The sequence below is a fragment of the Micromonospora sp. SCSIO 07396 genome (assembly GCF_053667945.1).
On record NZ_CM132210.1, the window covers coordinates 6181766 to 6205821 of the forward strand.

Annotated in this window: 19 protein-coding genes, 1 tRNA gene and 3 pseudogenes; 12 read left to right on the forward strand and 11 right to left on the reverse strand. The window is 68.5% G+C overall.

Annotated elements, in window-relative coordinates:
- Positions 1-9: 9 nt before the first annotated feature.
- The gene (locus tag ACWCHM_RS27140) at positions 10-570 is read right to left on the reverse strand and encodes a carboxymuconolactone decarboxylase family protein (protein WP_204958574.1); all 561 of its coding nucleotides are present in this window, start codon (positions 568-570) and stop codon (positions 10-12) included.
- Between the two features lie 196 nt (positions 571-766).
- Here ACWCHM_RS27140 and ACWCHM_RS27145 point away from each other — a divergent pair, with 196 nt between their 5' ends.
- The 6 genes from ACWCHM_RS27145 to ACWCHM_RS27170 all read left to right on the forward strand — a co-directional run bounded on the left by ACWCHM_RS27145 (position 767) and on the right by ACWCHM_RS27170 (position 5680).
- Positions 767-1618 (forward strand): siderophore-interacting protein, encoded by an 852-nt coding sequence (locus ACWCHM_RS27145; protein WP_454220355.1) that lies wholly within the window; start codon positions 767-769, stop codon positions 1616-1618.
- A 63-nt stretch (positions 1619-1681) separates the two neighbouring features.
- A complete protein-coding gene (locus tag ACWCHM_RS27150) occupies positions 1682-2620 on the forward strand; it encodes an ABC transporter substrate-binding protein (RefSeq protein WP_454220357.1) in 939 nt (312 codons plus the stop codon).
- Positions 2617-3666, forward strand: coding sequence for a FecCD family ABC transporter permease (locus ACWCHM_RS27155; protein WP_454220358.1), 1050 nt, complete (start codon positions 2617-2619; stop codon positions 3664-3666). The genes ACWCHM_RS27150 and ACWCHM_RS27155 overlap by 4 nt, the downstream gene beginning before the upstream one ends.
- Positions 3663-4730, forward strand: a complete 1068-nt coding sequence (locus ACWCHM_RS27160; protein WP_454220360.1) for a FecCD family ABC transporter permease — start codon at positions 3663-3665, stop codon at positions 4728-4730. Before ACWCHM_RS27155 ends, ACWCHM_RS27160 begins: the two co-directional genes overlap by 4 nt.
- Positions 4727-5524, forward strand: coding sequence for an ABC transporter ATP-binding protein (locus tag ACWCHM_RS27165; protein ID WP_454223189.1), 798 nt, complete (start codon positions 4727-4729; stop codon positions 5522-5524). The genes ACWCHM_RS27160 and ACWCHM_RS27165 overlap by 4 nt, the downstream gene beginning before the upstream one ends.
- A gap of 84 nt (positions 5525-5608) precedes the next feature.
- Positions 5609-5680, forward strand: a tRNA-Lys gene (locus ACWCHM_RS27170).
- Positions 5681-5907: 227 nt separating this feature from the next.
- Here ACWCHM_RS27170 and ACWCHM_RS27175 read toward each other — a convergent pair.
- From ACWCHM_RS27175 to ACWCHM_RS27190, 4 genes and pseudogenes are all read right to left on the reverse strand, one after another.
- The gene (locus ACWCHM_RS27175) at positions 5908-6984 is read right to left on the reverse strand and encodes a tyrosine-type recombinase/integrase (RefSeq protein ID WP_454220362.1); all 1077 of its coding nucleotides are present in this window, start codon (positions 6982-6984) and stop codon (positions 5908-5910) included.
- Position 6985: 1 nt separating this feature from the next.
- Positions 6986-7168: pseudogene (locus ACWCHM_RS27180) on the reverse strand (helix-turn-helix transcriptional regulator).
- Positions 7165-7347, reverse strand: a pseudogene (locus tag ACWCHM_RS27185) (replication initiation protein); the annotation flags it as partial. The pseudogenes ACWCHM_RS27185 and ACWCHM_RS27180, both read right to left, overlap by 4 nt.
- A 721-nt stretch (positions 7348-8068) precedes the next feature.
- Positions 8069-8320, reverse strand: a pseudogene (locus ACWCHM_RS27190) (NAD-dependent epimerase/dehydratase family protein); the annotation flags it as partial.
- Between the two features lie 174 nt (positions 8321-8494).
- Here ACWCHM_RS27190 and ACWCHM_RS27195 point away from each other — a divergent pair.
- From ACWCHM_RS27195 to ACWCHM_RS27210, 4 genes are read left to right on the forward strand one after another with little or no spacing between them, the layout of a single operon-like run.
- Positions 8495-10873: an N-6 DNA methylase gene (locus ACWCHM_RS27195; RefSeq protein ID WP_454220363.1), complete on the forward strand. Its 2379-nt coding sequence runs from the start codon at positions 8495-8497 to the stop codon at positions 10871-10873.
- Positions 10866-12098: a restriction endonuclease subunit S gene (locus ACWCHM_RS27200; protein ID WP_454220364.1), complete on the forward strand. Its 1233-nt coding sequence runs from the start codon at positions 10866-10868 to the stop codon at positions 12096-12098. Before ACWCHM_RS27195 ends, ACWCHM_RS27200 begins: the two co-directional genes overlap by 8 nt.
- Positions 12099-12101: 3 nt before the next feature.
- Entirely contained in the window at positions 12102-15353 is a 3252-nt protein-coding gene (locus tag ACWCHM_RS27205; RefSeq protein WP_454220366.1) for a type I restriction endonuclease subunit R, read from the forward strand.
- Positions 15350-16060 carry a M48 family metallopeptidase gene (locus ACWCHM_RS27210; RefSeq protein WP_454220368.1) on the forward strand — a complete coding sequence of 237 codons (711 nt, stop codon included), beginning with the start codon at positions 15350-15352 and terminating at the stop codon, positions 16058-16060. Before ACWCHM_RS27205 ends, ACWCHM_RS27210 begins: the two co-directional genes overlap by 4 nt.
- A gap of 9 nt (positions 16061-16069) precedes the next feature.
- Here ACWCHM_RS27210 and ACWCHM_RS27215 read toward each other — a convergent pair whose 3' ends face one another.
- From ACWCHM_RS27215 to ACWCHM_RS27230, 4 genes are all read right to left on the reverse strand, one after another.
- Positions 16070-17926: an ATP-dependent nuclease gene (locus tag ACWCHM_RS27215; RefSeq protein WP_454220370.1), complete on the reverse strand. Its 1857-nt coding sequence runs from the start codon at positions 17924-17926 to the stop codon at positions 16070-16072.
- Positions 17927-18270: 344 nt separating this feature from the next.
- The gene (locus ACWCHM_RS27220) at positions 18271-18954 is read right to left on the reverse strand and encodes a DUF2637 domain-containing protein (protein WP_454220371.1); all 684 of its coding nucleotides are present in this window, start codon (positions 18952-18954) and stop codon (positions 18271-18273) included.
- Positions 18951-19370, reverse strand: a complete 420-nt coding sequence (locus ACWCHM_RS27225) for a hypothetical protein (RefSeq protein WP_454220372.1) — start codon at positions 19368-19370, stop codon at positions 18951-18953. Before ACWCHM_RS27225 ends, ACWCHM_RS27220 begins: the two co-directional genes overlap by 4 nt.
- A 276-nt stretch (positions 19371-19646) precedes the next feature.
- Positions 19647-20315, reverse strand: coding sequence for a TetR/AcrR family transcriptional regulator C-terminal domain-containing protein (locus tag ACWCHM_RS27230; protein ID WP_454220373.1), 669 nt, complete (start codon positions 20313-20315; stop codon positions 19647-19649).
- Between the two features lie 96 nt (positions 20316-20411).
- On the opposite strand from ACWCHM_RS27230, the gene ACWCHM_RS27235 reads away from it, so the two are divergent.
- Together ACWCHM_RS27235 and ACWCHM_RS27240 are read left to right on the forward strand one after the other, a co-directional pair.
- Positions 20412-21374 carry an NAD(P)-dependent alcohol dehydrogenase gene (locus tag ACWCHM_RS27235; RefSeq protein ID WP_454220374.1) on the forward strand — a complete coding sequence of 321 codons (963 nt, stop codon included), beginning with the start codon at positions 20412-20414 and terminating at the stop codon, positions 21372-21374.
- Between the two features lie 70 nt (positions 21375-21444).
- Positions 21445-21570 carry a hypothetical protein gene (locus ACWCHM_RS27240; RefSeq protein ID WP_454220375.1) on the forward strand — a complete coding sequence of 42 codons (126 nt, stop codon included), beginning with the start codon at positions 21445-21447 and terminating at the stop codon, positions 21568-21570.
- Positions 21571-21689: 119 nt separating this feature from the next.
- Here the strand turns inward: ACWCHM_RS27240 and ACWCHM_RS27245 are convergent, their stop codons facing one another.
- Together ACWCHM_RS27245 and ACWCHM_RS27250 are read right to left on the reverse strand one after the other, a co-directional pair.
- The gene (locus ACWCHM_RS27245; RefSeq protein ID WP_454220376.1) at positions 21690-22877 is read right to left on the reverse strand and encodes an NAD(P)/FAD-dependent oxidoreductase; all 1188 of its coding nucleotides are present in this window, start codon (positions 22875-22877) and stop codon (positions 21690-21692) included.
- An 81-nt stretch (positions 22878-22958) separates the two neighbouring features.
- Positions 22959-23903: an RNA polymerase sigma-70 factor gene (locus ACWCHM_RS27250; RefSeq protein ID WP_454220377.1), complete on the reverse strand. Its 945-nt coding sequence runs from the start codon at positions 23901-23903 to the stop codon at positions 22959-22961.
- Between the last annotated feature and the right edge of the window lie 153 nt (positions 23904-24056).

Below are 24056 nucleotides of genomic sequence, written 5' to 3' on the forward strand. Positions count from 1 at the left end.
CCGGGCCGGTCACTCGTGGATGACCTCCTGTTGCAGCACGCCGAGGTAGCCGTGGGCGGCGATCCGCTGCGCGCGGTCGGTGTAGAAGTCCGGGTCGTCAGGCAGGACGGTGGCCAGCCCGTCGACGTAGCGGTTGAACATGCAGAACGCCGCCGCGATCAGCACGGTGTCGTGGATCTCCACGTCGGTGGCCCCTTCGGCCCGGGCTGCGGCCACCAGGTCTGCGGTGACCTCCCGGCCACCGCGCTGCACCGCGCCGGCCACGTCCAGCAACCTGCGCATCTTGGCCGACACCGGCGCGCTGTCGACGTCGTCGTGCACCTGCTCGACCAGGGGCATGCCCTCGGGGAGTTGCGCCGCCGCGTACGCCGCGTGAGCCGAGTAGCAGTACCGGCACTCGTTGAGGCCCGACACATAGGCTGCGATGAGTTCCCTTTCACCCCGGGTCAGGGTGCCCGGGCCACACAGCAGCGCCTCCACCAGGCCGTTCAGCGGCAACGCCGTCTCTGGCCGGAAGCGGAACAGACCGCGAATTCCGGGTTCATCGGTATTGAGCGTGATGTGTGGCATCTGAACTCCTTCGCCGACGCGGGGAAAGCCCGGATCTTTCGACCCGGCCGGCGTCAGATTGAGCCATCGCCATGGTCACCGTCAATGTTGTGCGGATTCTTGCCGATCGGCTGGCCGAGTACCGGAAACGCCGCAGCCCCCGGGGGTGTGACGGGGCGGTGAGCTGCCCGGATCAGGCACGCTAGCCTCTGCCGGCATGTCAGCATTCGGCAACTCGCCCAACGTCCTGTTCGCGACGACGGTGACGGCGACCCGGCGGCTGTCGCCCGGGTTCGTCCGGGTGACGCTCGGCGACGCGCGGCTGCGGGAGATGGCCCCGCACCACCTCGACCAGCGCATCAAGATCATGCTGCCGGTCGACGGCGGCTATCCGGCCGAGCTGCGGGCGGGGCTGCCCGAGCAGACGTGGCGACGCGAGTGGCGGTCCATTCCCGGCGATGTGCGCCCGAGGCTGCGCAGCTACACCGCGTACCGGACCCGGCCGGCGGCGGGCGAGCTGGACCTGGACTTCTACCTGCATCGGCCGCACGGCCCGGCGAGCGGCTGGGCGGCGGCGGCCCGGCCGGGTGACCGGCTGCTCCTGTCGGGCCCGCACGTGGCGGCCGGCCAACCCGGGTACGGCGTGCAGTGGGAGCCGGGGCCGGCGACGCGGGTGCTGGTCGCGGCGGACGAGACGGCGTACCCGGCGGTGCGCGGCATCCTGTCCGGCCTCGGCCCGGGGGTACGGGCGACGGTCCTGCTGGAGGCCGGCGACGCGGCGGACGCCGGCACCCTCGACGACGTGACCGCCGGCCACCGGGTCGAGGTGCGGCTGCGGGGCGACGCCCGGGGCGGGACGACGCTGACCGGGCTGGTGGCCGACTGGCTGGCCGACGACGGCCGTACGGCGGCGACGGCGGGAACGGACTTCTACGCCTGGGCAGCTACGGAGAGTAGCAATATTGCCGTGTTGCGCCGACTGTTCACCGAAGCGCACATCGATCCGGATCAGGTGCACACCCAGGGCTACTGGCATGACCGACCGGCCCGCGAAGAGATCGATGATTAGGTAATGCTAACCTAAAAATCGCCGTGATTAGTCACTGTCAGTAGCCAGACGGGAACCTGCACCATGCGTACGCCGACCCCTCGAACAATCCGCCGACGTCTCCTCGCCCTCACCGTCGCCTCGGCGGCCGTGCTCGCCGTGGCCGCCTGCGGCTCCGACGACTCCGACCCGGCGGGCAGCGTCGGCGACACCCGAACCGTCGAACACGCACGCGGCAAGACCACCGTGCCGGACAAGCCGACCCGGGTCGTCGTCCTCGAACCGGTCCAGCTCGACACCGCCGTCGCCCTGGAGCTCACCCCGGTCGGCGCGGCCGTGCTCAGCGAGGCCGCCGGCGTGCCCAAGTACCTCGGCGACAAGGCCGCCGGCATCAGCACCGTCGGCACCGTCCAGGAACCCAACGTGCAGAAGATCGCGGCCCTCAAACCCGACCTGATCATCGGCACCGAGTCCCGGCACTCCGCCCTCTACGACCAGCTCACCGACGTCGCGCCGACCGTGTTCATGGCGTCCCAGGCCGACCCGTGGCAGGACAACGTGAAGTTCACCGCCACCGCGCTCGGCGGCGCGGACTCCGCCGACAAGCTCCTCACCAGCTTCCGGCAGCGGTGCGCGGAGATCGCCGAGAAGTTCGGCACCGCCGGGAAGACCGCGCAGCTCATCCGTCCCCGCGACGGCGTCCTCACCCTCTACGGGCCCACCTCGTTCGCCGGCAGCGCGCTGGAGTGCGTCGGCTTCACCACCCCGAAGCGCGACTGGGAGAACTCCATCTCGGTCGACGTCTCCCCGGAACGGGTGCTGGAGGCCAAGGCCGACCACGTCTTCGTCACCACCGTCGACGTCAACGACCGCAGCACCATCCCCGCCTCGGTCACCGCCAACGCCGCCGCCTTCCCCCGCCTGCACCTCGTCGACCAGTCGTTCTGGATCACCGGGGTCGGCACGGTCGGTGGGCAGGCCGTCCTCGACGACCTCGAACGCATCCTCACCGCGTCGCGTTGACCGCCACCACACCCGCCCGCGCGGTACGGCCGGACAGCGGCCGTACCGCGCGTCGTCGTACCACCCGGCGGTGGCTGGTGGGCGCGGTCGTCGTACTCGTGGGGTCGGTGGTGTTGTCGGTCTTCGTGGGCGCGAACCCGGTGCCCCCGGCGGACGTCTGGGCGGCGCTGCGGGGCGCGGGCAGCGACACCGCGCAGTACGTCGTCTGGGGGCAGCGCCTCCCGCGCACCCTCGCCGGGCTGCTGGTCGGTGCCGGTCTCGGCGTCGCGGGCGCGCTGATGCAGGCGTTCACCCGCAACGCGCTCGCCGAACCGGGCATCCTCGGCGTCAACGCCGGCGCCGCCGCGTTCGTCGCCGCCGGCATCGCCTTCTTCGGGATCACCTCGCCGGCCGGCTACATGTGGCTCGCCCTGCTCGGCGCGCTCCTGGTCGCCGTCGCCGTGTACGCCGTCGGCGGTGCCGCCGACCTGCGGGCCACCCCGACCCGGCTGCTGGTGACCGGGGTGGCGACCGGTGCCGTGCTGGCCGGCCTGACCACCGGGATCACCCTCACCCACCCGGACACCTTCGACCGGATGCGCGGCTGGAACGCCGGCAGCCTGCTCGAACGCGACACCGCAGTGGTGCTGCCGGTGCTGCCGCTGATCGTGGCCGGGCTGCTCGCCGCGCTCGTCGCCGCCCGCAGCCTCAACGCGCTGACGCTCGGCCCCGACCTGGCCGCCGCCCAGGGCGTCAGCCTGGTCCGGACCCGGCTGCTCGTGCTCGGCGCGGTGACCCTGCTCGCCGGCGGGGCCAGCGCCATCGCCGGCCCCATCTCGTTCGTCGGGCTCGTGGTGCCGCACCTGGTGCGCTGGGGCGTCGGCACCGACCAGCGCCGCATCCTCGCCGGGTCGCTGCTGGCCGGCGGGATGCTGGTGCTGCTGGCCGACGTGCTCGGCCGGATCGCCGTGCTGCCCAGCGAGATGCCCGTCGGCATCGTCACCGCGTTCGTCGGCGCGCCGATGCTGATCGCGCTGGCCCGACGCCGACGGGCGACCGCGCTGTGAACCGGCCGGTCCGCCGCACCGCCGGAGGTCGCCGGCTGCTGCTCGGCGCCGACCACCGGCACGTGACCATCGGCGTACGCGAAGCCGCCGTCTGCGCCGCCGCCGCGCTCGTCGTCGCGGCGCTGGCGGTGGTCGGCCTCTGGCTGGGCGACTTCCCGCTGCGCCTCGACGAGGTGCTCGGCGTGCTCGGCGGCCGGATCGACGGCCTGACCCGTACCGTCGTGCTGGAGTGGCGGCTGCCCCGCATCGCCGCCGCCGTCGCCTTCGGCGCGGCGCTCGGCGTCGCCGGGGCGATCTTCCAGACCATCACCCGCAACCCGCTGGCCAGCCCGGACATCATCGGCCTGGCCAACGGCTCGTTCACCGGCATGCTGATCGCCCTGCTGCTGCTCGGCGGCGGCTGGCACCTGCTGATGCTCGGTTCCCTGGCCGGTGGCCTGCTCGCCGCGCTGGCGATCTACCTGCTCGCCTACCGGGACGGGCTCTCCGGGTTCCGGTTCATCGTCGTCGGGGTCGGCGTCTCCTCGATGCTCGCCGCCACCAACACCTGGCTGCTGCTGCGCGCCGACCTGGAGACGGCACTCTTCGCCGCCGCCTGGGGTGCCGGCTCGCTCAACACCGCCACCGCCGACGTGGTCTGGCCGGCCGCCGCGATCATCCTGGTGCTGCTGGCGGTCACCCCGCTGTGGGCGGCGGCCCTGGCCCAGCTCGAACTGGGCGACGACGTCGCCGCCGCCAGCGGAGTCGCGGTCGAGCGCAACCGCGCCCTCCTGGTGGTCATCGCGGTCGCCCTGGTCAGCGCCGTCACCACAGTGGCCGGCCCGATCTCCTTCGTCGCCCTGGCCGCCCCGCAGATCGCCCGCCGGCTCGTCCGGGCACCCGGCCTACCGCTCGCCACCACCGCCGGGGTGGGGGCGCTGCTGCTGCTCGGCGCCGACCTGATCGCCCAGCACGTGATCCCGCTGACCGTGCCGGTGGGGGTGGTCACGGTCACCCTCGGCGGCGCGTACCTGCTCTGGCTGCTCGTCCACGAGATCAGGAGGACCCGATGGTCGACCAGCTGACCGCGCGGCTACGGGCCGAGAACGTCACCCTCCGGTACGACCAACGGACCGTCAGCGCCGACCTGTCGTTCGCCGTGCCCGACGGCTCGTTCACCGTGCTCATCGGGCCCAACGCGTGCGGCAAGTCGACGCTCCTGCGGGCGCTGTCCGGGCTGCTCCGCCCCGCCGGGGGCCGGGTCACGCTCGACGGATCGGACCTGGTCACCCTGCCGGCCAAGGAACGTGCCCGGCGGATCGCGCTGCTGCCGCAGACCATGACCGCGCCCGAGGGGATCACCGTCCGCGAACTGGTCGGCCGGGGCCGCTACGCCCACCAGCGGGTGCTGCGCCGCTTCTCCCACGCCGACGAGGAGGCCGTCGAGTCGGCGCTCGACGCCACCGGCACCAACGACCTGGCCGACCGGCGGGTCGATGAACTCTCCGGCGGGCAACGCCAACGGGCCTGGATCGCCATGGTGCTCGCCCAGGAGACGCCCCTCGTCCTGCTCGACGAGCCCACCACCTACCTGGACGTGGCACACCAAATCGACGTGCTCAACGTGCTGCACCGCCTGGTCACCCGGGGACGCACCGTGGTGGCCGTGCTGCACGACCTCAACCACGCCGCCCGGTACGCCAACCACCTGGTGGCGATGCGCGACGGCCGGATCGTGGCCGAGGGACATCCGGCGTCGACGGTCGACGCCGGGCTCGTCGCCGAGGTGTTCGGGATGTCGAACCAGGTCGTCCCCGACCCGGTCACCGGAGCGCCCATGGTCGTACCGGCCGACACCCGGGAACCGGCTGCCGGGTGAGGTGGGCGACGGGAGCCCGGCCGTCAGGGCTGCCCGCAGGCGTACCCGACCGGGAGGGCGTGGTCGGGTAACCTGTGGGCGAACGGGCCGCTAGCTCAATGGCAGAGCTGAGGACTTTTAATCCTTAGGTTCAGGGTTCGAGTCCCTGGCGGCCCACTCTTGACCGCCTCTGAGCTGGGAACGCGCCAAACAAAGATCATCGGGCACAGCCAGGGCACAACTCAGCTCGAATGTTGGTCGGCGCGAGGTTCCCGCCGTGTGCTGTCTGCGTTCCGCAGGAGGCCACCGACCAGGCCACGCGGCCGGTCCTTCTTTGGCATCCAGTGGACGTAGGTTTCCAGCGTGATCCGCAGGTTGGCGTGTCGGAGCGCGTTCTGCACCTCCTAGGGCTCGACACCATTACTCATCAGGGTGGTGGCGAAGAAGTGGCGCAGGCAGTGAAAGGTGCCCTCCTTCGGCCAGCCGGCGGATTCGCGCCAGCCCGCCCACAGCTCCGACCAGTAGGTGTCGGTCAGCAGCTTCCCCCGGGACGAGGTGAACAGAAGGGCGACCGAACGAGTCCGCCGCTCCCCCGCAGTGATGTCGGGAAGGACGAACTCGACGGGGCCGACGTCGCTGACGTGGGCGGTTAGTTCCTCGGCGACGACCGCGTCCAGGTCGACGGTGCCGGTGGAACCGCTCTTAGGTGTCGAGAGGTAGAAGCCGCCAAAGTGCTCCGGAGAGTGCCGCAGCTGCTGGACGACATGCAACTCTCCACGGTCGAAGTCCGCGCAGCGCGGGCCGTGTTCCATGCCCAGTACCTCACCGAGGCGAAGCCCTTCCCCCGCTCCCAGCCAGATGGCGGCCCGGTACCGGCGCGGGACCACCTCGACGAGCTTGAGCACCTGATCACCGGTCGGGACCCACTTCGGTGCCCGCGACAGACCGCGCAGGATCTGGGCAAGCTTCACGCCGTTGCACGGGTTGTCGGGGATCACCTTGTCGACAACAGCGGCGTTCATGATGGTCTTGAACAGGCCGAAGTACAGGCTGACCGACGACTTCGGCGTTCCGTCATCGAGTAGGCGGCTGAGCCATGCCAGCACGTCAGTCAGGTTGATGGAGCGTATCGGCCTCGCACCGAAGACGGGCAAAAGGTGCTTGCGCAGGTTCTGCGGGATGCGCCGTCGCGTCTCCGTGGCCCAGCCCGACTCCCGCGCTTCCCTCCACCGCTGCGCGTACTCGGCGAAGGTCAGCCGCTCCGTCTCACGCCTGGTCTTTACCTCCGCCGCCACGCCCGAACGGCATTCGAGGTCGAAGGCTTCCGCGTCGACCTTGCGCTCAAACAGGCGCTCCCGAGGCTCACCGCCACCGTCGGCGTAGCGCACCCGCCACCGCTTGCCCCGGCCGTGTCGCTTCGACGGGAGCCGCTTCTTGTCCGGCCCGCGCTTGGTCAGATACCACAGGTCATCAATAGGCATGTCAGGCCGCCCTCTGGTCAAACCAGGCGCGGACATCGGCAGGGTCGTATCGGAGGTGCCGGCCGACCCGGGAGGCGCGGGGACCGATCCGGCGGTGCCGCCACTGGTAGAGGGTGCCGACCGGGATTCAAAGGAACGCTGAGACGTCGGTGACGCTCCACAGCCGTTCGGGGGTGGCGTTCATCGGGGTTCCTTCCTGGCTTGCTGTCGGGTCGTGCGGATGCGATCACCGATCGCGGAGGCGAGTTCGAGTTGCTCGGGGGTGTCGTAGCCGATGCCGAGGATCTGCCAGTCGTTGGCGACCAGGACGTCGGTGTCCTCGGGCAGCCCGGCATCGGCCAACGCCGTACGGAGCTGGTGGGCCATGCTCCGCGAAGCGCTCATGCGCCACCGGCTCACCACCACCGGCGAGCCACTCCCACGTGTCAGCCACCGTCTCCATCAACGACCGGGTACGAAGCCCCGCCGCCACCGCCCGGTCGACGTTCATGCCCCACGGCGCAGCCGCGTTCCGCCACAGCGGCAACTCGGTCCACTGCCTCACCCCCTGGGCGACCAACCAGTCCTCATCCACCCACACCAACTCGGCAGGCTCCACCGCCTCGTCGGCTACGGCGCGTGCGCAGGCGCGCAGCAGGTCACCATAGGTCTCCCCGCCCGGAGGCGCCGCGACGTTGAAGACGCCGGCCGCCCCAGCGTCGACCAGGTCGAGCAGGAAGCGGGACAGGTCGCGTACGTCAACCGGCTGGATCGACCGGTCCGGGTCGGGTGCGAGGACCCGACCGCCACGTCGCATCCGGCTCAGCCACCACGGCAAGCGTCCCACGTATTCGTAGCGGCCGAGCACAACATGCGGGCGCAGGATCAGTAGCCGATCGTCGCCGAAGGCGCGGCGGCACGCGAGCTCGCACCCGACCTTCAGTGGGCCGTACGCGTCCGGATTCCAGGCACGGGTACCCGGGTCCAGATCCGGATCGCAATCCCACAATGCCGAGCCCTCGTCCACCGGTGCGTGCGGCCAGTCCCGGTACGCCGAGATCGTCGAAACGAACACCACCCGCTCCACCACGTCGGCCAGGATCTTCGCCGAGGCGCTCACGACCGCCGGAACGCTGCCGGCCACGTCGACCACGACGTCCCACGGCCCCTGCCGAGCCAGCCGCCGTAGGTCGTCGGTGTTCTCACGGTCCCTTCGGATCACCCGCACGCCAGCGGGAGGCGCATTGGACAGGCCGCGGTGGAACACGGTCACCTCAGGTCCGCGCTGGACCGCGTCCTCCACCACTACCCGGCCCACGAACCACGAGCCGCCCAGAACCAGCATCCGCACGCACATATCGTGCCCGCTGTCCGCTCCGGCCGGTATCGGCAGCGCCACCCGCGTTCCTGGTTCGCGCTGCGGCGGAGCAGCGTAGCGCGCCGAGGTGGGGGTGCGGTCCACCCGTGCGCCGCACGGCAGCCCTAGGCTGGGTCGCGCGCTGGCGATCGTGCGCGGATGGAGAGAAGACACGTGCGGAAGTTGACCTTGCCCCAGCTGGAGCGGCACCTGTACGCGGCGGCGGACATCTTGCGCGGCAAGATGGATGCTTCCGAGTTCAAGGAGTACATCTTCGGGATGCTGTTCCTCAAGCGCGCGTCGGACATGTTCGACGCCGAGCGGGAACGCGTTCTGGAGCGCTTTAAGTCCCGTGGGCAAGCCGAGGCCGAGCACCGGGCCGAACAGCCCGAGTCGTACCGTGAGGCGTTTTTTGTCCCGTCCATCGCCCGCTGGGACCATCTGCGCCGGCTGCACGACAACGTCGGCGACCAGATCAACAAGGCGCTCGCCGCGCTAGAGCATGCCAACCCGGAGTCCCTCGAAGGGGTGGTCCAGCACATTGACTTCAACCGGCAGGTCGGCAACTCGCGCATCCCGGACAAACGGCTACGGGACCTGATTACGCATTTCAGCCGGTACCGGCTGCGGACCGAGGACTTCGAGTTCCCCGACCTGCTCGGCGCGGCGTACGAGTATCTGATCAAGGAGTTCGCCGACTCGGCCGGCAAGAAGGGCGGCGAGTTCTACACCCCGCGCGCCGTGGTCCGCATGATGGTCCGGCTGGTGAAGCCTGAAGAGGGTATGAGCGTCTACGACCCGTGCTCCGGCTCCGGCGGCATGCTGATCCACACCAAGGAGTATGTGGAGGAGCACGGCGGCAACCCGCGCAACCTGGTCCTCGCCGGGCAGGAGAACGCTGGCAGCGTCTGGTCCATCTCGAAAATGAACCTGCTGCTACATGGCATCCCCGACGCGAAGATCGAGAACGACGACACCCTAGCCAACCCCCGCCACGCGCACGGCGGGCAACTCGACCTGTTCGACCGGGTGCTGTCCAACCCACCGTTCTCGCTGAACTACTCGCAGGACGGCATGCGCTACAGCAACCGCTTCCGCTGGGGCTGGGCCCCCGAGGGGGGCAAGAAGGCCGACCTGATGTTTGTGCAGCACATGGTGGCCGTGCTGAAGGCCAAGGGTGTCGCTGCCACCGTCATGCCGCACGGGGTGTTGTTCCGGGGCGGCGCCGAGCGGGAGATCCGTACCAACCTGCTCGACGACGACATCATCGAGGCGGTCATCGGCCTGGCGCCGAACTTGTTCTACGGCACCGGCATCCCCGCCTGCGTGCTCGTGCTGCGCGCCCCCGGATCCAAACCGGCCGAGCGGGCTGGCAGGGTGCTGTTCATCAACGCCGACCACGAATACAGCGCCGGCCGCGCGCAGAACTACCTGCTGCCCGAGCACATCGAGAAGATTGTGTACGCCTACGAGGCGTTCGCCGAGATCCCCGGCTACGCCCGGGTGGTGATGCGCGACGAGCTGCGCGACAACGACGACAACCTCAACATCCGCCGGTACGCCGACAACGCCCCGCCGCCAGAGCCGCACGACGTTCGCGCCCACCTGCACGGCGGCGTGCCGAAGGCCGAGGTCGCCAACAAGGCCGACCTGTTCGCCGCGCACGGATTCACCCCCGAGGCGGTCTTCGTCGACCGCGACAACGCCTACTACGACTTCGCCCCCGATGTCGACCACGCCGCGCTTGCCGCGCTGGTCACCGACCATGCCGGGGTACGCTCCCGCGAAGCCGAACTGGCTGCCGCCCAAGGGGCGTGGTGGGAGGAGCACCGCAAGCTCGTCATCGAGCTGCCGTCGACCAAGCGGCTGATGGCGGCCCGTACCGAACTCATCGAGTCGTTCACGACCGCGCTACTGCCGGTCGGTCTGCTCGACCGCTTCCAGATCGCCGGCGTCATCGTCCGCTGGTGGGACGAGGACCAATACAACTTGCGCACGCTCGTCAGCCATGGCTTCGGAGGCGTGGTTGATAGCTGGATGATCACTATCGAAAGTTCTCTCGGCGCCGACGCCCCGTACAGTCACTCGCTTCCGCTACGGCTGGTCCCGGAGTACCTGGAAGAGCTGTCATCGGTGGAGTTGGAACAGCAATCACTGGAGTCTCAGATCGCGGCAGCCAGGTCTATTGGTGACGACAGTGACGCGAGTGATGTCGAAGAGATGCTCAGCCCAGCTGAACTGAAACGCCTCCGGGCTGACCTAACCAGGGTGAAGCGCCGGCACAAGGAACTCCAGGCAGCCTTGACTGCGAAACTCGAGAAGGCCCGTACCGCTCTCACTGACATCGAAGAACAAGACCTCGTTCTCGGCATCTGGTGGGAGCACCTGGCCACCCACCTCGACCGATGCGTCGCGGCCCACAGTCGGACACTCGTCGCATGTCTAGAAAATTGGTGGGACAAGTACGCCATCTCTTTCGACCAGGTCGAGGCGCAACGAAATGCGGCCACCGCTCAGCTGAACACCTACTTCAAGGACTTGGGATATGCGTAGCTTGCCGCCGCCCTGGTACTGGTCGAACGTTTCCGCATTATTTGATGTGTATCCCGGGATAGCACTTGGCCCCCATCGCGCGCCACGCAAGAATGCCACCCCATACCTCCGTGTCGGCAACGTGCAACGCGGCCGAATCGACCTTTCTGAGGTGTCGCATCTCGAATCCTCGCCGGGAGAGGCGCGTAATCGCGCCACCAAGACAGGCGATCTCCTGATCGTGGAGGGTCACGCCAATCCGAAGGAAATCGGACGGTGCGCAATGGTGGACAATGCCGCCAGTGGGCTCCTGTATCAGAATCACCTCTTTAGGCTTCGTTCCCGTTCGCTCGATCCAAATTTCGCTTCCGCCTGGATGAATTCAAATGATGTCCAGCAATACTGGTCGAGAATGTGTGCCACAAGCTCAGGTCTATATACGATCAATTCGCGCCAGCTAAAGGCTCTTCCCGTTCCCGTGCCACCGCACCCAGAGCAGCGGCGGATCGCGGAGATCTTGGACTCGGTGGACGAATCGGTCCGCTCCACCGAGCGGCAGATCGTTAAGGTGTGTCAGGTCGAGAAGGCTCTCGCACATGAACTGATTGGAGAAGGGGGAGCCCGGTGGAGACTACGCCCATTAGGTGACCTGCTCTTCGATATTGAGGCCGGCAGGAGTCCGAACGTTCCCGACCGACCCGCTAAACACGACGAGTGGGGAGTGCTAAAGGTAAGCGCCATACGAAGCTACGGTTTCGAGGCAAACGAAAACAAGGTCGTAACCGATCGGCGCTACTTCGATAAACGAATCGAAGTTCGGCCGGGGGACCTTCTGATTAGTCGCGCAAACACGCCAGAACTCGTTGGTCTCGCCTGTCATGTCGCCGAGGTCCGTCCGAATTTAATGCTGAGCGACAAAACTTTGAGGCTAATTGTCAAGTCGGACAAGGCTAACGCGCTGTACCTCGCCCGCACACTCGCCATGCCATTCTTGCGTCGTCAGATCGAGAGCAGTGGCACCGGCAGCAGCGGGAGTATGAAGAATATCAGCCAGGAGGAAATCCGATCACTTGCCGTGCCTTGTCCTTCCGTGAAGGAGCAACGGGCTATCGTCACGCGTCTGGCGGCGGTTAACGAACGGGTCGAAACAGGGCGGCGGCACCTGGCAAAGTTGCGGGTGCTCAAGCAGGGAATGATGGAGGACCTGCTGACCGGGCGAGTACGGGTGAAGGCGGCGGAGGCGTAGGACGTGAGTTCGGGGTCGGAGTACGAGCGGGTCGAACTGCCGCTGGTCACGCAGCTTCGCGGGATGGGCTGGCGGCACGTCGAGTGCACGCAGTCGTCCCCGCCGGGCGTTACAGGGCGGGAAAGCTTCCGCGATGTACTCCTGCTCGGCCGACTCGGTGCCGCGCTGCGCCGGATCAACCTGGACGACGACGGCAACGAATGGCTCGACGATGGCCGGATCAACCAGGTGATCTCGCAGATCACCCGGCCCCAGGCCACCTCCCTACTGGAGGTCAACGAGGAGCTGACCGAGAAGCTCCTGCTCGGCGTAACGGTGGAGGGTGTGGACGGTTGGGACGGCGGGCGCGCCCGTACCGTCCACTTCATCGACTGGAAGAGCGAAGACCGCAACGACTTCATGGTCGTCAACCAGTTCCGGGTCGATCCGCCCGGCAGCCGTACGCCGATCTATCTCGACGCTGTCCTGTTCGTCAACGGCATCCCGCTGGTCGTGATCGAGGCGAAGTCGCCCACCAAGCCAAACCCGGTTGGTGACGCGGTTGAGCAGCTGCGCCGCTACGCCAACCAGCGCGGCTCAGTCGAGCCGGAGGGCAGCGAGCGACTGTTCCACACCAACCAGTTCGTGGTGGCGACCTCCTTCGAGGAGGCCAAGGTCGGCACGTTCACCTCGCTGGCCGAGCACTACGCGGAGTGGAAGACGACCGCACCGGTACCAGAAAAGGATGTCGAGGCCGAGCTCGGTGTGGCGCGGCTGTCGCCGCAGCAGCGCCTGGTCGCGGGCATGTTGCACCCGGCTCGGCTGCTGGATCTGGTACGGCATTTCACGCTGTTCATGCAGCCCGAGGAGCACAAGATCAAGGTGATCGCGCGCTACCAGCAGTACCGGGCGGTAGGCGCGACCATCGACCGTCTCGTCACCGGACCGACCCGTGCCCAGGACGGAGAGCACGACCGGCGCGGCGGGATCATCTGGCACACCCAGGGGTCTGGCAAGAGCCTGACGATGGTGTTCCTGGTTCGAGCGATGCGCTCGCACCCTGCCCTGGTCGGGTTCAAGGTCGTCGTGGTGACCGACCGCAAGGACCTGCAGAAACAGCTCGCCGCGACCGCCGAACTGACCGGCGAGACGGTACGGACCGCGACGCGGGTGGCCGGGGCCAAGCAGATGCTGGGCACGCCGGGCAAGGCGCTAGTTTTCGTGATGATCCAGAAGTACCGCAACCCGGAGGCGAAGAAGACCGACGACGCCCTACTGAAGAACATCGGCGAGCTGGACCCGTCCACCGAGGTGTTGGTGCTGGTCGACGAGGCGCACCGGTCGCACGCCAGCACTCTGCACGCGGCGCTGCGCAAGGCGCTGCCCAACGCCGCCCGGGTGGGCTTCACCGGCACGCCGATCATCATGGGTGATAAGCCCAAAACCCACGCGATCTTCGGGGACTACCTGGATCGGTACGACATCCGCCAGTCCGAGGCCGACGGCGCGACCGTGCCGATCGTGTACGAGGGCCGCACCACCCGCGGCGGCGTCACCGACGCCGACGACATCGACGAGTTCATCGACCTGTACGGGTTGACCCCGGAGCAGACCGAGCAGCTCAAGCAGCGGTACGCCACCAAGCGGCACGTCGCCGAGGCCGAACAGCTCATCGCCGCCAAGGCGAAGAACATGCTGCGGCACTACGTCGGCACGGTGCTGCCCAACGGGCTCAAGGCGCAGGTGGTTGCCACCAGCCGGAGGGCCACGGTCCGCTACCGCACCGCGCTGCTGGCGGCCCGCGACGCCCTCGTCGCCGACTTGGACGCCCTCGATCCGGTGTGGAAATCTCCGGACGCGTTGGAGCGCATCGACCGGCTGCCCGCAAAGCGGGCCGAGATGGTGCGGGCGTGGCCGTACCGCGACGTCATCGCACAGCTCGATTTCGTCCCGGTGATCTCCGCGACGCAGAACGACGAGTCCGACATCGCGCAGTGGACCAGCGGCCACGACCAGGTCATCGAGGACTTCAAGACCAGAAAACTGCCGATGGCCGGCGTGCCGGCCGTGCAGACCAGCCCGGTCGCCATGCTGATCGTCAACGCGATGCTGCTGACTGGCTTCGACGCCCCCCGCGAACAGGTGCTCTATTTAGACAAGGCAATCCGCGAGGCCGACCTGCTGCAAGCCATCGCCCGGGTCAACCGGACAGCGCCGGGCAAGCAGGTGGGCTACGTGGTGGACTACTACGGAGTCTCCCACCACCTGGCGCAGGCGCTGGAGGCGTACGCCGCGGACGACATCGAAGGGGCGCTGACCAGCCTCAACGACGAGGTGCCCCGGCTGGCTGCCGCGCACGAAGCCGTACGCCAACTCTTCGCGCCGATGCGCGGTTTCAGCACCGCGGCTGCGCAGGACGCCTGTGTGGAAGCCCTGGCCGATGAGCGGCTACGAGCCCGGTTCGAGACCGCGCTGAAGGCGTTCACACGCAGCATGGAGATTGTGCTGCCGTCAGAGAAGGCCCTGCCGTACGTGGCCGACGCGAAGGCGTTCGGCACCATCGCCCACCTGGCCCGCCGCCGCTTCCGCGACCACACCCTGTTCGACGTGCGGGTGTACGGCGAAAAGGTACGGGCGCTCATCGACGCCCACGTCCAGGCGCTGGGCATCGAGCAGAAGATCCCGCCGATCTCCATCACCGCCGCCGACTACGCCGAGAAGGTGAGCGGGCTGACCAGCCCGCGCGCCAAGGCGTCGGAGATGGAACACGCGATCCGCCACCACATCAGCGAGCACATGGACAGCGACCCCGCGCACTACCAGCGGCTGTCCGAACATCTGGAACATGTCCTGACCGAGCTGAAAGACCAGTGGGAGCAGCTCGCCTTGGCCCTGGCCGACTTCCTGCCGGTGGTCACTGCCGGCCGAACAGAGGCCACCGACGGCCTGGACCGCAACACGGAAGCGCCCTTCCGCGACCTGATCGCCCAAGCGCTCGCCGAGCACGACCTGCCGGTCACCGCCGAACGCGCCGGCCCGCTGCGGCAGGCGACCATCGACGTCGTGCACGTCATCAGGGATGACATACGACTGGTCGGCTTCTGGGACAACCCGCACAAACGCGAACAGCTGCGTCGCAAGGTCATCCAACGGCTGGACGATACCCGCCTGGAAGACGGCAGCGACCTGTTCGACTACGCCTGGCTGCGCCCGCTTGCCGATCAGCTCCTGGAACTGGCCAAACACAACCACCATCGATTGGTGTCCTCGCCGTGACCGTGGCCGAGGCGCTGCCCGACACGATGCTCATCGGGGACCTCCAGTTCGAGGTCACCGAGTCACCGCGACGCGCCACGGTCGGGATCACCGTCGACCGCGACGGTTCCCTGCAACTCCACGTCCCGGCCGGCTGCCCAGCCGACGCGCTCGCCGCCTGGGCGCACTCCAAACGCATGTGGGTCTACCGCAGGCTTGCCGAGAAAGACCTGCTGTTGTCCGCCAAGCCAGCGAAAGAGTTCGTCAACGGGGAAGGCTTCGCCTACCTCGGCCGCAGCCACCGCCTGCTGATCGGGGACAGCGACCGAGTCCGGATGGAACGCGGGCGCATCGTCCTACCGCGAACGGGCACCGGGCAGGCTCGCACGGCTTTAATCGGGTGGTATCGCGACCGCGGACGGCAGTGGCTGCCCGGACGGCTGCGTCCCTGGGCCGAACGGATGGACCTGCACCCGTCAGCCCTCGACGTCCGCGACTTGGGCTACCGGTGGGGCTCGCTCGGGAGCCAGGGCCGGCTCAACATCCACTGGGCCACCCTCCAACTTCCGCCCAGCCTTGTCGATTACGTGCTCGTCCACGAACTCGCCCACATCGCCCACCCCCAGCACACACCCGCGTTCTGGGCCACCGTTGAGCGCGCCCTCCCGGACTACGAACGCCGCAAGCAGGATTTGCTCGTCGCCGGTGCCGGCCTTTGGCTGGGTTGACTGATCGTTCTAACTGAGCAAGCTGTTGATCCGGCTGAAGAGTTGGGCGAACCGCTCGATGGTTGCCTCGTCGACCTCGTCGCGCAGCTTCGTGGCCGAGCGCATCAGGTAGCTGGCGGGCTGGTAGTGGTCGAACCGGCTGCCGAGAGCCACCTCGACCTGCTTGACGATCCGTCCTCCGCCGGTCAGCTTGGTCCTGGCCAGGGTGCCGACCTTGCTCTCCTTGAGCAGCTTTAGATACCAGCCGGTCTCGAAAAGGTCCTCGATGTCCGCTTCGGCGGTGCCGGTGATGTCCGTAAGTGGGATGAGCTGCTCCTTTGGCAGCAGTCCACGTTGGACCATGTTCGTCAGCTTCTGGTTGCCGCCGGCGGCGACGTCCATGAGCACGGTGACATTCAGGTCGCTGCCGCCGAGCAGCGCGACGAATGTAGGGATCTTGTCGAGGCCGCCGACCGGAGTGATCGTCCATCGGGGGTCGAGGGCTATCTTGCCCTTCTCCCGTGCCAGGTCGCTCATCACGGTCAGGTAGGCGACGTCGGCAGGCCCTTCGACCGCCAGCTGGTCCGGGCCGATGATCAATGCCTGCGACATGTCCACCCCGAGCGCGCCAAGCAGCGGGAAGACGGTCTCGGGCCGGGCAGCCCACACGTCATCGCTGATCTTGGTGCCCTGCCGAGGGAGGTCCTCGACGGTGCGGCACCGTTCCAGGTGCCGTGGCTGGATCATGAACAGCGAGTGGGTCGTGTAGATGACTTGGTGGTCCTCGGCCAGCCGTTCGTCGATGTAGCGCAGCAGGTCGTTCTGGGCCTTGGCGTGCAGGTTCAGGCCCGGCTCGTCGAGCAGGATGATCCGCCGGTCCTCGTCGGCGTATTCGGAGAACGCGGCGAGAAACGAGAAGAACCAAATGAAGCCCTTCGACCGCTCCGCCATGTTCAACGTGACCCGGTGCGTCTCGTTGCGGACCCGGATCTGCAGCCACGGCTCCGGCTGGTGAGGCCGATCAGGGCGAGGGCGCCACTCGATGTCTAGCTCGACCGACAGGCCGTTGTTCTGCGTCCAGTACTCGAACAGCTCGTCGGTGAGCGAGTTCGCCGCCGCTTCCAGGGCGGCCTTGCGCGCCTCGTAGTCCGATTCCGCGAACTCCTCGCTAGCCACGCCTGCCAGCCGCAGCAGCGCCAACGCAGTGCGTTCACCAGGCTCCAGGTCCTCCTGAGAGTTCTGCAGGCGCTCGATCGAGACGGAGCCTGGGAGCACGCTGTACTCGTCGAAGTACTGGATCTTCGGGAGACGGCCGATAAGGATGCTGCGGGCCTCGGCAACGAGGTCCCGCTCCTCCAAGTCGCCGGCGAGTTCGGCGGCTGCAGGTGGCGGCTCGCTCTCGGCGCGCAACGCCTCGACCGTCTCCTCCAGAGTCTTCTTCGCGTACTTGCCGCGATCGAGGCCGGCCTTCTCCACCAGGTGCCCGATCGCCTTGGCCTCGCTGATGATCGAATCTGACCACCAGGTCTTCGCGCTGCCGTAGTGGCGGGAAACCGTCACGTGCGTGGCGATCACCGATGACTTGCCGAACCGGGCCTCCACCGCGGCGATATCGTCGGCACCGAGCGCGAAGGTCAACTCGATGGGCTTGACCGTGCCGACCTTCGCCTTGTCTCGGGCGTAGCTGCTGCGAGGGTAGTCCCGCAGCGGCTCGAACGTCGTCGGGTGACCGCTGGGCAGCGGCTTGAAGCGGTAGATCGCCTCCAAGGTTGCGGTCTTGCCGGCCTCGTTCTTGCCCACCAGCGCGGTGATGCGCTCGTCGACGGCGAACGCACCCGAATCGGTGATGCTCTTGTACTTCGTGATCTGCGCCTTGGTGACGCGCATTCGGTGACCTCTCACTCCCTAGTCGATCTTTGTGGCGGCTGCGCACGCAGCGTAGCGGCTACCACCGACAAGAATTGAGGGTGAATCATGAACGGGAGGAGCCGACAGTGGGTGAGAAGCGCGGGCGCCCCCCTTGTTCATCTTCGCGGCACCAGGGTCGGCATCCTCCTCCCGGATACCGAGCCGGTCGTCAGGCAAGCCCCAGGCGAGTTCGAAATCGCCCCGGCTCCATCAGTAGCAATTGGGTCTCCCGAACGGGAGCAGGGACGGACCGTTCGTCTGCCCCTGCGAGTTGTCCATCTTCAGCAGTCGCCGCCGATGCCGGTTGACCTCGTCGTGCCGGCCTAACCCGTCTCTGCCCGGGCGGAGGTCAAGAGCCTGCGGACATGTCGTTCGGTGACTCCAATGTGCGCAGCGATGTCCGCGGCGCTCGCGTCCGGACGCTCCGCCCGCATCCTCCGTACGACCTCGGATGTCCGCCCAACGCGTTGACGTCGACGTCCGGGTGTGCCTGATCGCCGGAGGGCGTCCGATGCCCCCATCGTCATGGACATGTCGGTCGCTGGAGTTGGGTCAGGCGTTGCCTGCACCTCCTCAGCGGCCACGACGGTGGCCGCGCCGCCAGCCTTGCCGACATCGCCGGCCGGCGCCTTGGACACTGGTGCTCGCCGAGCGCGAGAGAGCATCTCCACCACCAGGAGTAGGGCCACGGCGGGCCAGGCCGCGACGATGCGGGCGCCGAGGGTAGGTTGAGCTGCGGCGATGTTCGCCGCGACGCTCGCGCCGACGCCAGCGAGGAAGGCAATCCTGGCCGACCAGCGCACCGGGCGTCCCGCGCGCTTGTCGTCCACCATCGCGGTGGAAGCGACGATCAGCATCCCGTCGACCGAGATCGGCAGGACGTACGCAACTTCCGGACGCTCGCCGAATCTCAACGCGACGTGGACCATGTGGCTCCAGGACGACCAGGCCGCAATGGACGCCACCGCCACCGTGCTGGCATCCCGTGCGAAGCGAGTCGGGTTCATAGGTTCACCTCCTCTCCGATCCGCTGTCGGATGGTCCGGACCTCGTCTGGGTCGAGCAGGGGACGTCCGCCGATGACCATGCGGGTCTGGACATCGCTCCATCGCTCCCATCGGCGGACCACCTCGTCGGTGTCCAGTCCGGTCGCGGCGGCGATGTCCGCGACGGCAGCACCTACTCGCAGCGCAGTGTGGATCATGGATGGCTGCCACCGACTCCACCACGCCACCACGGCGGCGGACAGCGCCAAATCAGTCAGCGCCTCGTCGCGGGACGGCCGCAGCGGATGCCCTGTCGCGTGGTCGTGGAGGTCGATGAGGGCTTGGAAGGCGTTGATCTTCTCGGCGTCGTCGAACCGGGTCGGCGGAGCCGAGGCGAGGGTTACCGGATCTTCCGGCCGGCGGCGGATGGTGTTCATCGGGCACCGCCTCGCGCCCGTGACCTGGTCAGACGTGCCGGGAGCGGGTTACCGGCGACCGTGATGTGCGGTGTTCGCAGCGACGCGTCCGGCCCACTCGAAGCGGATACCCGAAGGGAGGGGCCGCGAGCCGCGAAGGCGCAGTTCAAGGCCGGCTCTCGCCGCGCTGCCATGCCCGGGCAAGTTTCATGCCGGGGGTGGTCTGGCGCGTGGACCCCGTAGCATTGTCATGCTGCCCCACACTGTACGGCCGAGCGTCGTGGACGTTGTGCCGGGTCAGTCCGTCGCGTTTCGGGCACGTTCCAGGCCATCCAAGATCAGTTCCAGGCCGTAGGTGAATTGGGCGGAGTGGTCGTAGCCAGGCCGCAGGATGACGTCGCTGCCGAGCTTGGCCAGATGCGGGTAGTCCTCGGGACGGAACTGTTCCATGATCGAGCCGGTCAGCTCGATCAGTTCGCCGGGGGTGTTGAACGGCATGCTGACCTCCTGCGCCGCAAAGCCGTAGATGTAGCTGTCCAGCAGCGACAGAGCGCGGGCGGCCAGGTCCAGCGAGAAGCCCGCCCGGCACAGGCTGCCGATGACCGAGTCAAGGTTTCGTAGCATCGCCGGCCCGGGGCGGCTGCGGCTGAGCAGAACGGTCCAGCACGGGTGGCGGGCCAGCGCGGCGCGGGCTGAGACCGCACGTCTGCGCATGCCCTCCTGCCAATCCATGTCCTCGGTCGGCAGTTCGAACTCACTCAGCACGAGCTCGGCTATGCCATCGAGCACCTCGTTCTTGTGGGCCACGTGCTTGTACAGCGACATCGCCTCGACGCCCAACTCCTGCCCCAGCCGGCGCATCGTCAGCGCGCCGAGGCCGTCCCGGTCGGCGAGAGTGAGAGCGGCCAGCAGGACCCGCTCCCGGCTCAACGGCCGACGCTGTCCGGTGTCGGTTCGGATCGGCATACCCACCTCCATTGACAGCTTACTTAGTAGGCCTTAGCTTACAAAGTAAGCTCGATCTGGAGGGAAGCCACCATGGAAAGAGCACCGAGGCCCACCATGAAAGCCGTCATCCATCGCGAGTACGGGCCGCCCGACGTCCTCCGCCACGCCGACCTCGGCCTTCCCGCCGCCGTCGGCCCGGACGAGGTGCGCATCCGGGTGTACGCGGCCGGCGTCGACCCCGGCGTCTGGTTCTTCCTGACCGGCCGGCCGTGGTTGGTCCGTGCCGCGGCGGGCATCCGCAGGCCGCGGCACACGGTGCCTGGAGGGGCTCTGGCCGGCCGGGTCGAGGTGGTCGGTGCGCAGGTCACCCGCTTCCGCGCGGGTGAGGATGTCTACGCCGAAGGGCTCGGCGCCTTTGCGGAGTACACGGTCGTCGCCGAACGGATGCTGGCCAGGAAGCCAGCGAACCTGACCTTCGAGCAGGCCGCCGCCATCCCGATATCGGCGACTACCGCACTGCAGGGCCTGCGCGACACCGGCCGTCTGCGGGCCGGCCAACACGTACTGGTCAATGGCGCGGCGGGTGGGGTCGGCACGTTCGCGGTGCAGATCGCCAAGGCGCTGGGCGCGGAGGTCACCGCGGTTTGCGCGCCGAACGCGGCCGAGCTGGTCCGTTCTCTCGGTGCCGACCACGTCGTCGACTACACCCGAGAGGACTTCACCGCCGGCACCCGGCGATACGACGTGGTGTTCGACCTGGTCGGCAGCCACTCGCTGGCACAATGCCGCCGGGTGCTCACCCCGGACGGCCGACTGGTGCTCTCCGCTGGCCCGCCAGCGCCGTGGCTGCGCCGCCGGCTCGCCGCACTCGTTCTGTCACCACTCGTGAGCTGCACGATGGCGGCTCTCGACGCACGACCGAACGCCGCCGACCTCGACGCCCTCCGCGACTTGGTAGAGGCCGGGCAGGTCACCCCCGTGATCGACCGCGTATTCCCGCTGGAAGACGTCGTCGACGCACTGCGCCACTACGGCTCGGGCCACGCCCGTGGCAAGACGGTGTTGTCGATCCGGTAGTTCGTCGTACGGGGATCCTACCGACCGCTGGCCGGACGACTCCGATCCGCCACCGGCGTGAGGCCTGCCGTTGGGGAGACCCGGAACCAAGAGCCTCGAGCGGTTCGGCATCGACGCGCAACTCGCCGAGATCCTGACCAACACGGCCCGGCACCTCGGCTGGATCCCCGACGGGACCACCCGCACCGACCGATAGGCCGGCCGTGCGACACCGGCCCGGCCGGCCGCGCTCCACCCGTTCGATGACGCGCGACAGGTGGGTCCTGGCGTCACGCATGTCGTCACCTGACGTCCCACGACGCCGTCGGCACCCGTTCAGGCGGGCCTCCGGCTGAGGGACGCTTCGCCGGGAACCACGTGGCGGCGACGGCTCGGCAACATCCAGGTCGGGTGCGACATGCTCCAGGCAGCGCCCCGACAGATCAGTTCCTTGACGCGTGCGGCCGGCCGGCCGGTGAGCGCCGACGGTTTGGGCCGGTCGTCCGGGGTCACCCATTGCACGACCGCGTCGCGGCGGCCGAGGCTGACGCACTGCCCGGCATAGTGGATCGTGTTCGGGGGGACCCGGCGACCGGTCAGTCGCGCGGCAATGACGTCGGCCGCCAACTGGGCGGACGGAATCCCCGAAGCGCAGGACATCCGCAGTGGTGCGCCGCTGACGCCACGTGCGGATGCGGCGTCACCCACGGCGTACACGTCGGGGTGGGAAACCGACCGCATGGTGTCGTCGACGACGATCTGCCCGGTCGCGGAGACCTCCAGGGTCGTGGCCGCGGCGATGGGGTGGACGCCGAATCCGGCGGTCCAGACGGTCACCCGGGCCGGGATCGTCCGGCCGCCGTCGGTGACGACGCCGGTCGGCTCGACGCCGACGACGTCGGTGTGCTCGTGCACGGTGATCCCGAGCCGGTCGACGACCGTACGCAGGTGGTTGCGGGCCTTGTCGCTCAGCCAGTCGCCGAGGCCGGCCCGGGTGGCGAGGGAGACCTCGAGATCCGGCCGGGCCTCGGCGATCTCGGTGACGGTTTCGATGCCGGTGAGACCACCACCGACGACCAGCACGGTGACGCCCGCGGGGAGCTCACCGAGGCGGCCACGCAGTCGGAGCGCGGCTTGCCTGTCCGCGACGAAGTGGGCGTTCTCGGCGACCCCGGGAACTCCGTGGTCCGTGGCGGTGCTGCCGAGGGCGTACACGAGCTGGTCGTAGGCGATCTCGCCGGGACCGTCGGCCTCGACGAGGGCGACGGTCCCGCGCTCGGCGTCGACGGCCGTGACCTGTGCGATCCGCACCTGCACGCCGGTGCCAGCGAAGACGTCGGTCAGCCGGCGGGGCCTCAGGTGCTGGCCGGTCGCCAGCTGGTGCATGCGGACCCGCTCGACGAACTCGGCGTCCGCGTTGACCAGGGTTATCTGGGTGTCGGAGGGGTGCAGCCGCTTCGCCAGGCGTGCTGCGGCGTTGGCTCCGGCGTACCCGGCTCCGAGAACGACGATGCGGTGCTTCATGGTTCCGCTCCTGTCCGGTCGGTGTTGCTTCCTGAACCGGACGGCGGGGCGAAACCTGACAGCTGCCGTACGTGACCCCGGTCACCAGTCGCCGGTCAACGGCTCCCCGGGCCGGGCCAGGGCCCACTGACGGGTCGCCCGCTGGAGCTTCTCCGGGTTCACCTGGGCGTGGACCGCCGCGATGCCGTCGGTGGTCACGTCCAGCGACAGGATCCCGACGACCCGGTCGTCGACCACCATCACGAGCGCGGGCACACCGTTGGCGAGCGCGGCGAACACGTCGGGGCGACCACCCACCAACTTCCACTTGGCCTCGCCGGGCGTGAACAGCGTGCGCAGGAACCTCGCCACCCGCAGGCCACCGGTGATCGGCTGGCGCACCGCGAGGACCGTGCCGCCGCCGTCGCCGATGCTGACCGCGTCGTCGGTCAGCATCCGTACGAGCGAGTCGGTCCTGCCGCTGAGCGCGGCGGCCAGGAACTCCTCGACGACCTTGCGGGCCGCGTCCGCGTCGACCGCCACCCGGCGTCGGCCGTCGGCCACGTGCTGCTTCGCCCGCCGGTAGATCTGCTGACAGTTCGCCTCGGTGAGGTCGAGCACCTCGGCGATCTCGGCGTGCGGGTATCCGAACGCCTCGCGCAGGACGTAGACGACCCGTTCCCTGGCCGAAAGCCGCTCCAGCAGCGTGAGCATCGCGATCGACACCGACTCCCGCTGCTCGACGGTGTCGGACGGGCCGAGCATCCGGTCACCGGCGAAGACCGGCTCGGGCAGCCACTGACCCACATAGGTCTCGCGCCGGGCCCGTGCCGAGGTGAGCCGGTTGAGGCAGATGTTGGTGAGCACCTTCGTCAGCCACGCCTGGGGCGTCTCGATCAACTGCCTGTCGGCGGACTGCCAGCGCAGGAACGTGTCCTGCACCGCGTCCTCGGCGTCGCTCGTCGACCCCAGCATGCGGTACGCGAGCGCCTCCAACCGGGCCCTGGCTTCCTCGAAAACCTCGACCTCGTGCTCCCCCACCGGCATGGCCCCCAGTCAACCATCCACACCCGAGGGTGCGGGAGATGCGAGCCGGCAGCCGGCGGGGGCGCGGCGGGGACCCGGGGCGGCAGGGAGTGTCGCGGTTGACGCGGACGGGGTGTCGTGGTGTGCTCACCACGTTAGCGCTAACGACAATCA

Coding starts and splice junctions, on each gene's coding strand:
- ACWCHM_RS27140 (WP_204958574.1), bottom strand. CDS start 570: ATGCCACACATCACGCTCAATACCGATGAACCCGGAATTCGCGGTCTG.
- ACWCHM_RS27145 (WP_454220355.1), top strand. CDS start 767: ATGTCAGCATTCGGCAACTCGCCCAACGTCCTGTTCGCGACGACGGTG.
- ACWCHM_RS27150 (WP_454220357.1), top strand. CDS start 1,682: ATGCGTACGCCGACCCCTCGAACAATCCGCCGACGTCTCCTCGCCCTC.
- ACWCHM_RS27175 (WP_454220362.1), bottom strand. CDS start 6,984: ATGCCTATTGATGACCTGTGGTATCTGACCAAGCGCGGGCCGGACAAG.
- ACWCHM_RS27200 (WP_454220364.1), top strand. CDS start 10,866: ATGCGTAGCTTGCCGCCGCCCTGGTACTGGTCGAACGTTTCCGCATTA.
- ACWCHM_RS27215 (WP_454220370.1), bottom strand. CDS start 17,926: ATGCGCGTCACCAAGGCGCAGATCACGAAGTACAAGAGCATCACCGAT.
- ACWCHM_RS27220 (WP_454220371.1), bottom strand. CDS start 18,954: ATGAACCCGACTCGCTTCGCACGGGATGCCAGCACGGTGGCGGTGGCG.
- ACWCHM_RS27225 (WP_454220372.1), bottom strand. CDS start 19,370: ATGAACACCATCCGCCGCCGGCCGGAAGATCCGGTAACCCTCGCCTCG.
- ACWCHM_RS27230 (WP_454220373.1), bottom strand. CDS start 20,315: ATGCCGATCCGAACCGACACCGGACAGCGTCGGCCGTTGAGCCGGGAG.
- ACWCHM_RS27235 (WP_454220374.1), top strand. CDS start 20,412: ATGAAAGCCGTCATCCATCGCGAGTACGGGCCGCCCGACGTCCTCCGC.
- ACWCHM_RS27245 (WP_454220376.1), bottom strand. CDS start 22,877: ATGAAGCACCGCATCGTCGTTCTCGGAGCCGGGTACGCCGGAGCCAAC.
- ACWCHM_RS27250 (WP_454220377.1), bottom strand. CDS start 23,903: ATGCCGGTGGGGGAGCACGAGGTCGAGGTTTTCGAGGAAGCCAGGGCC.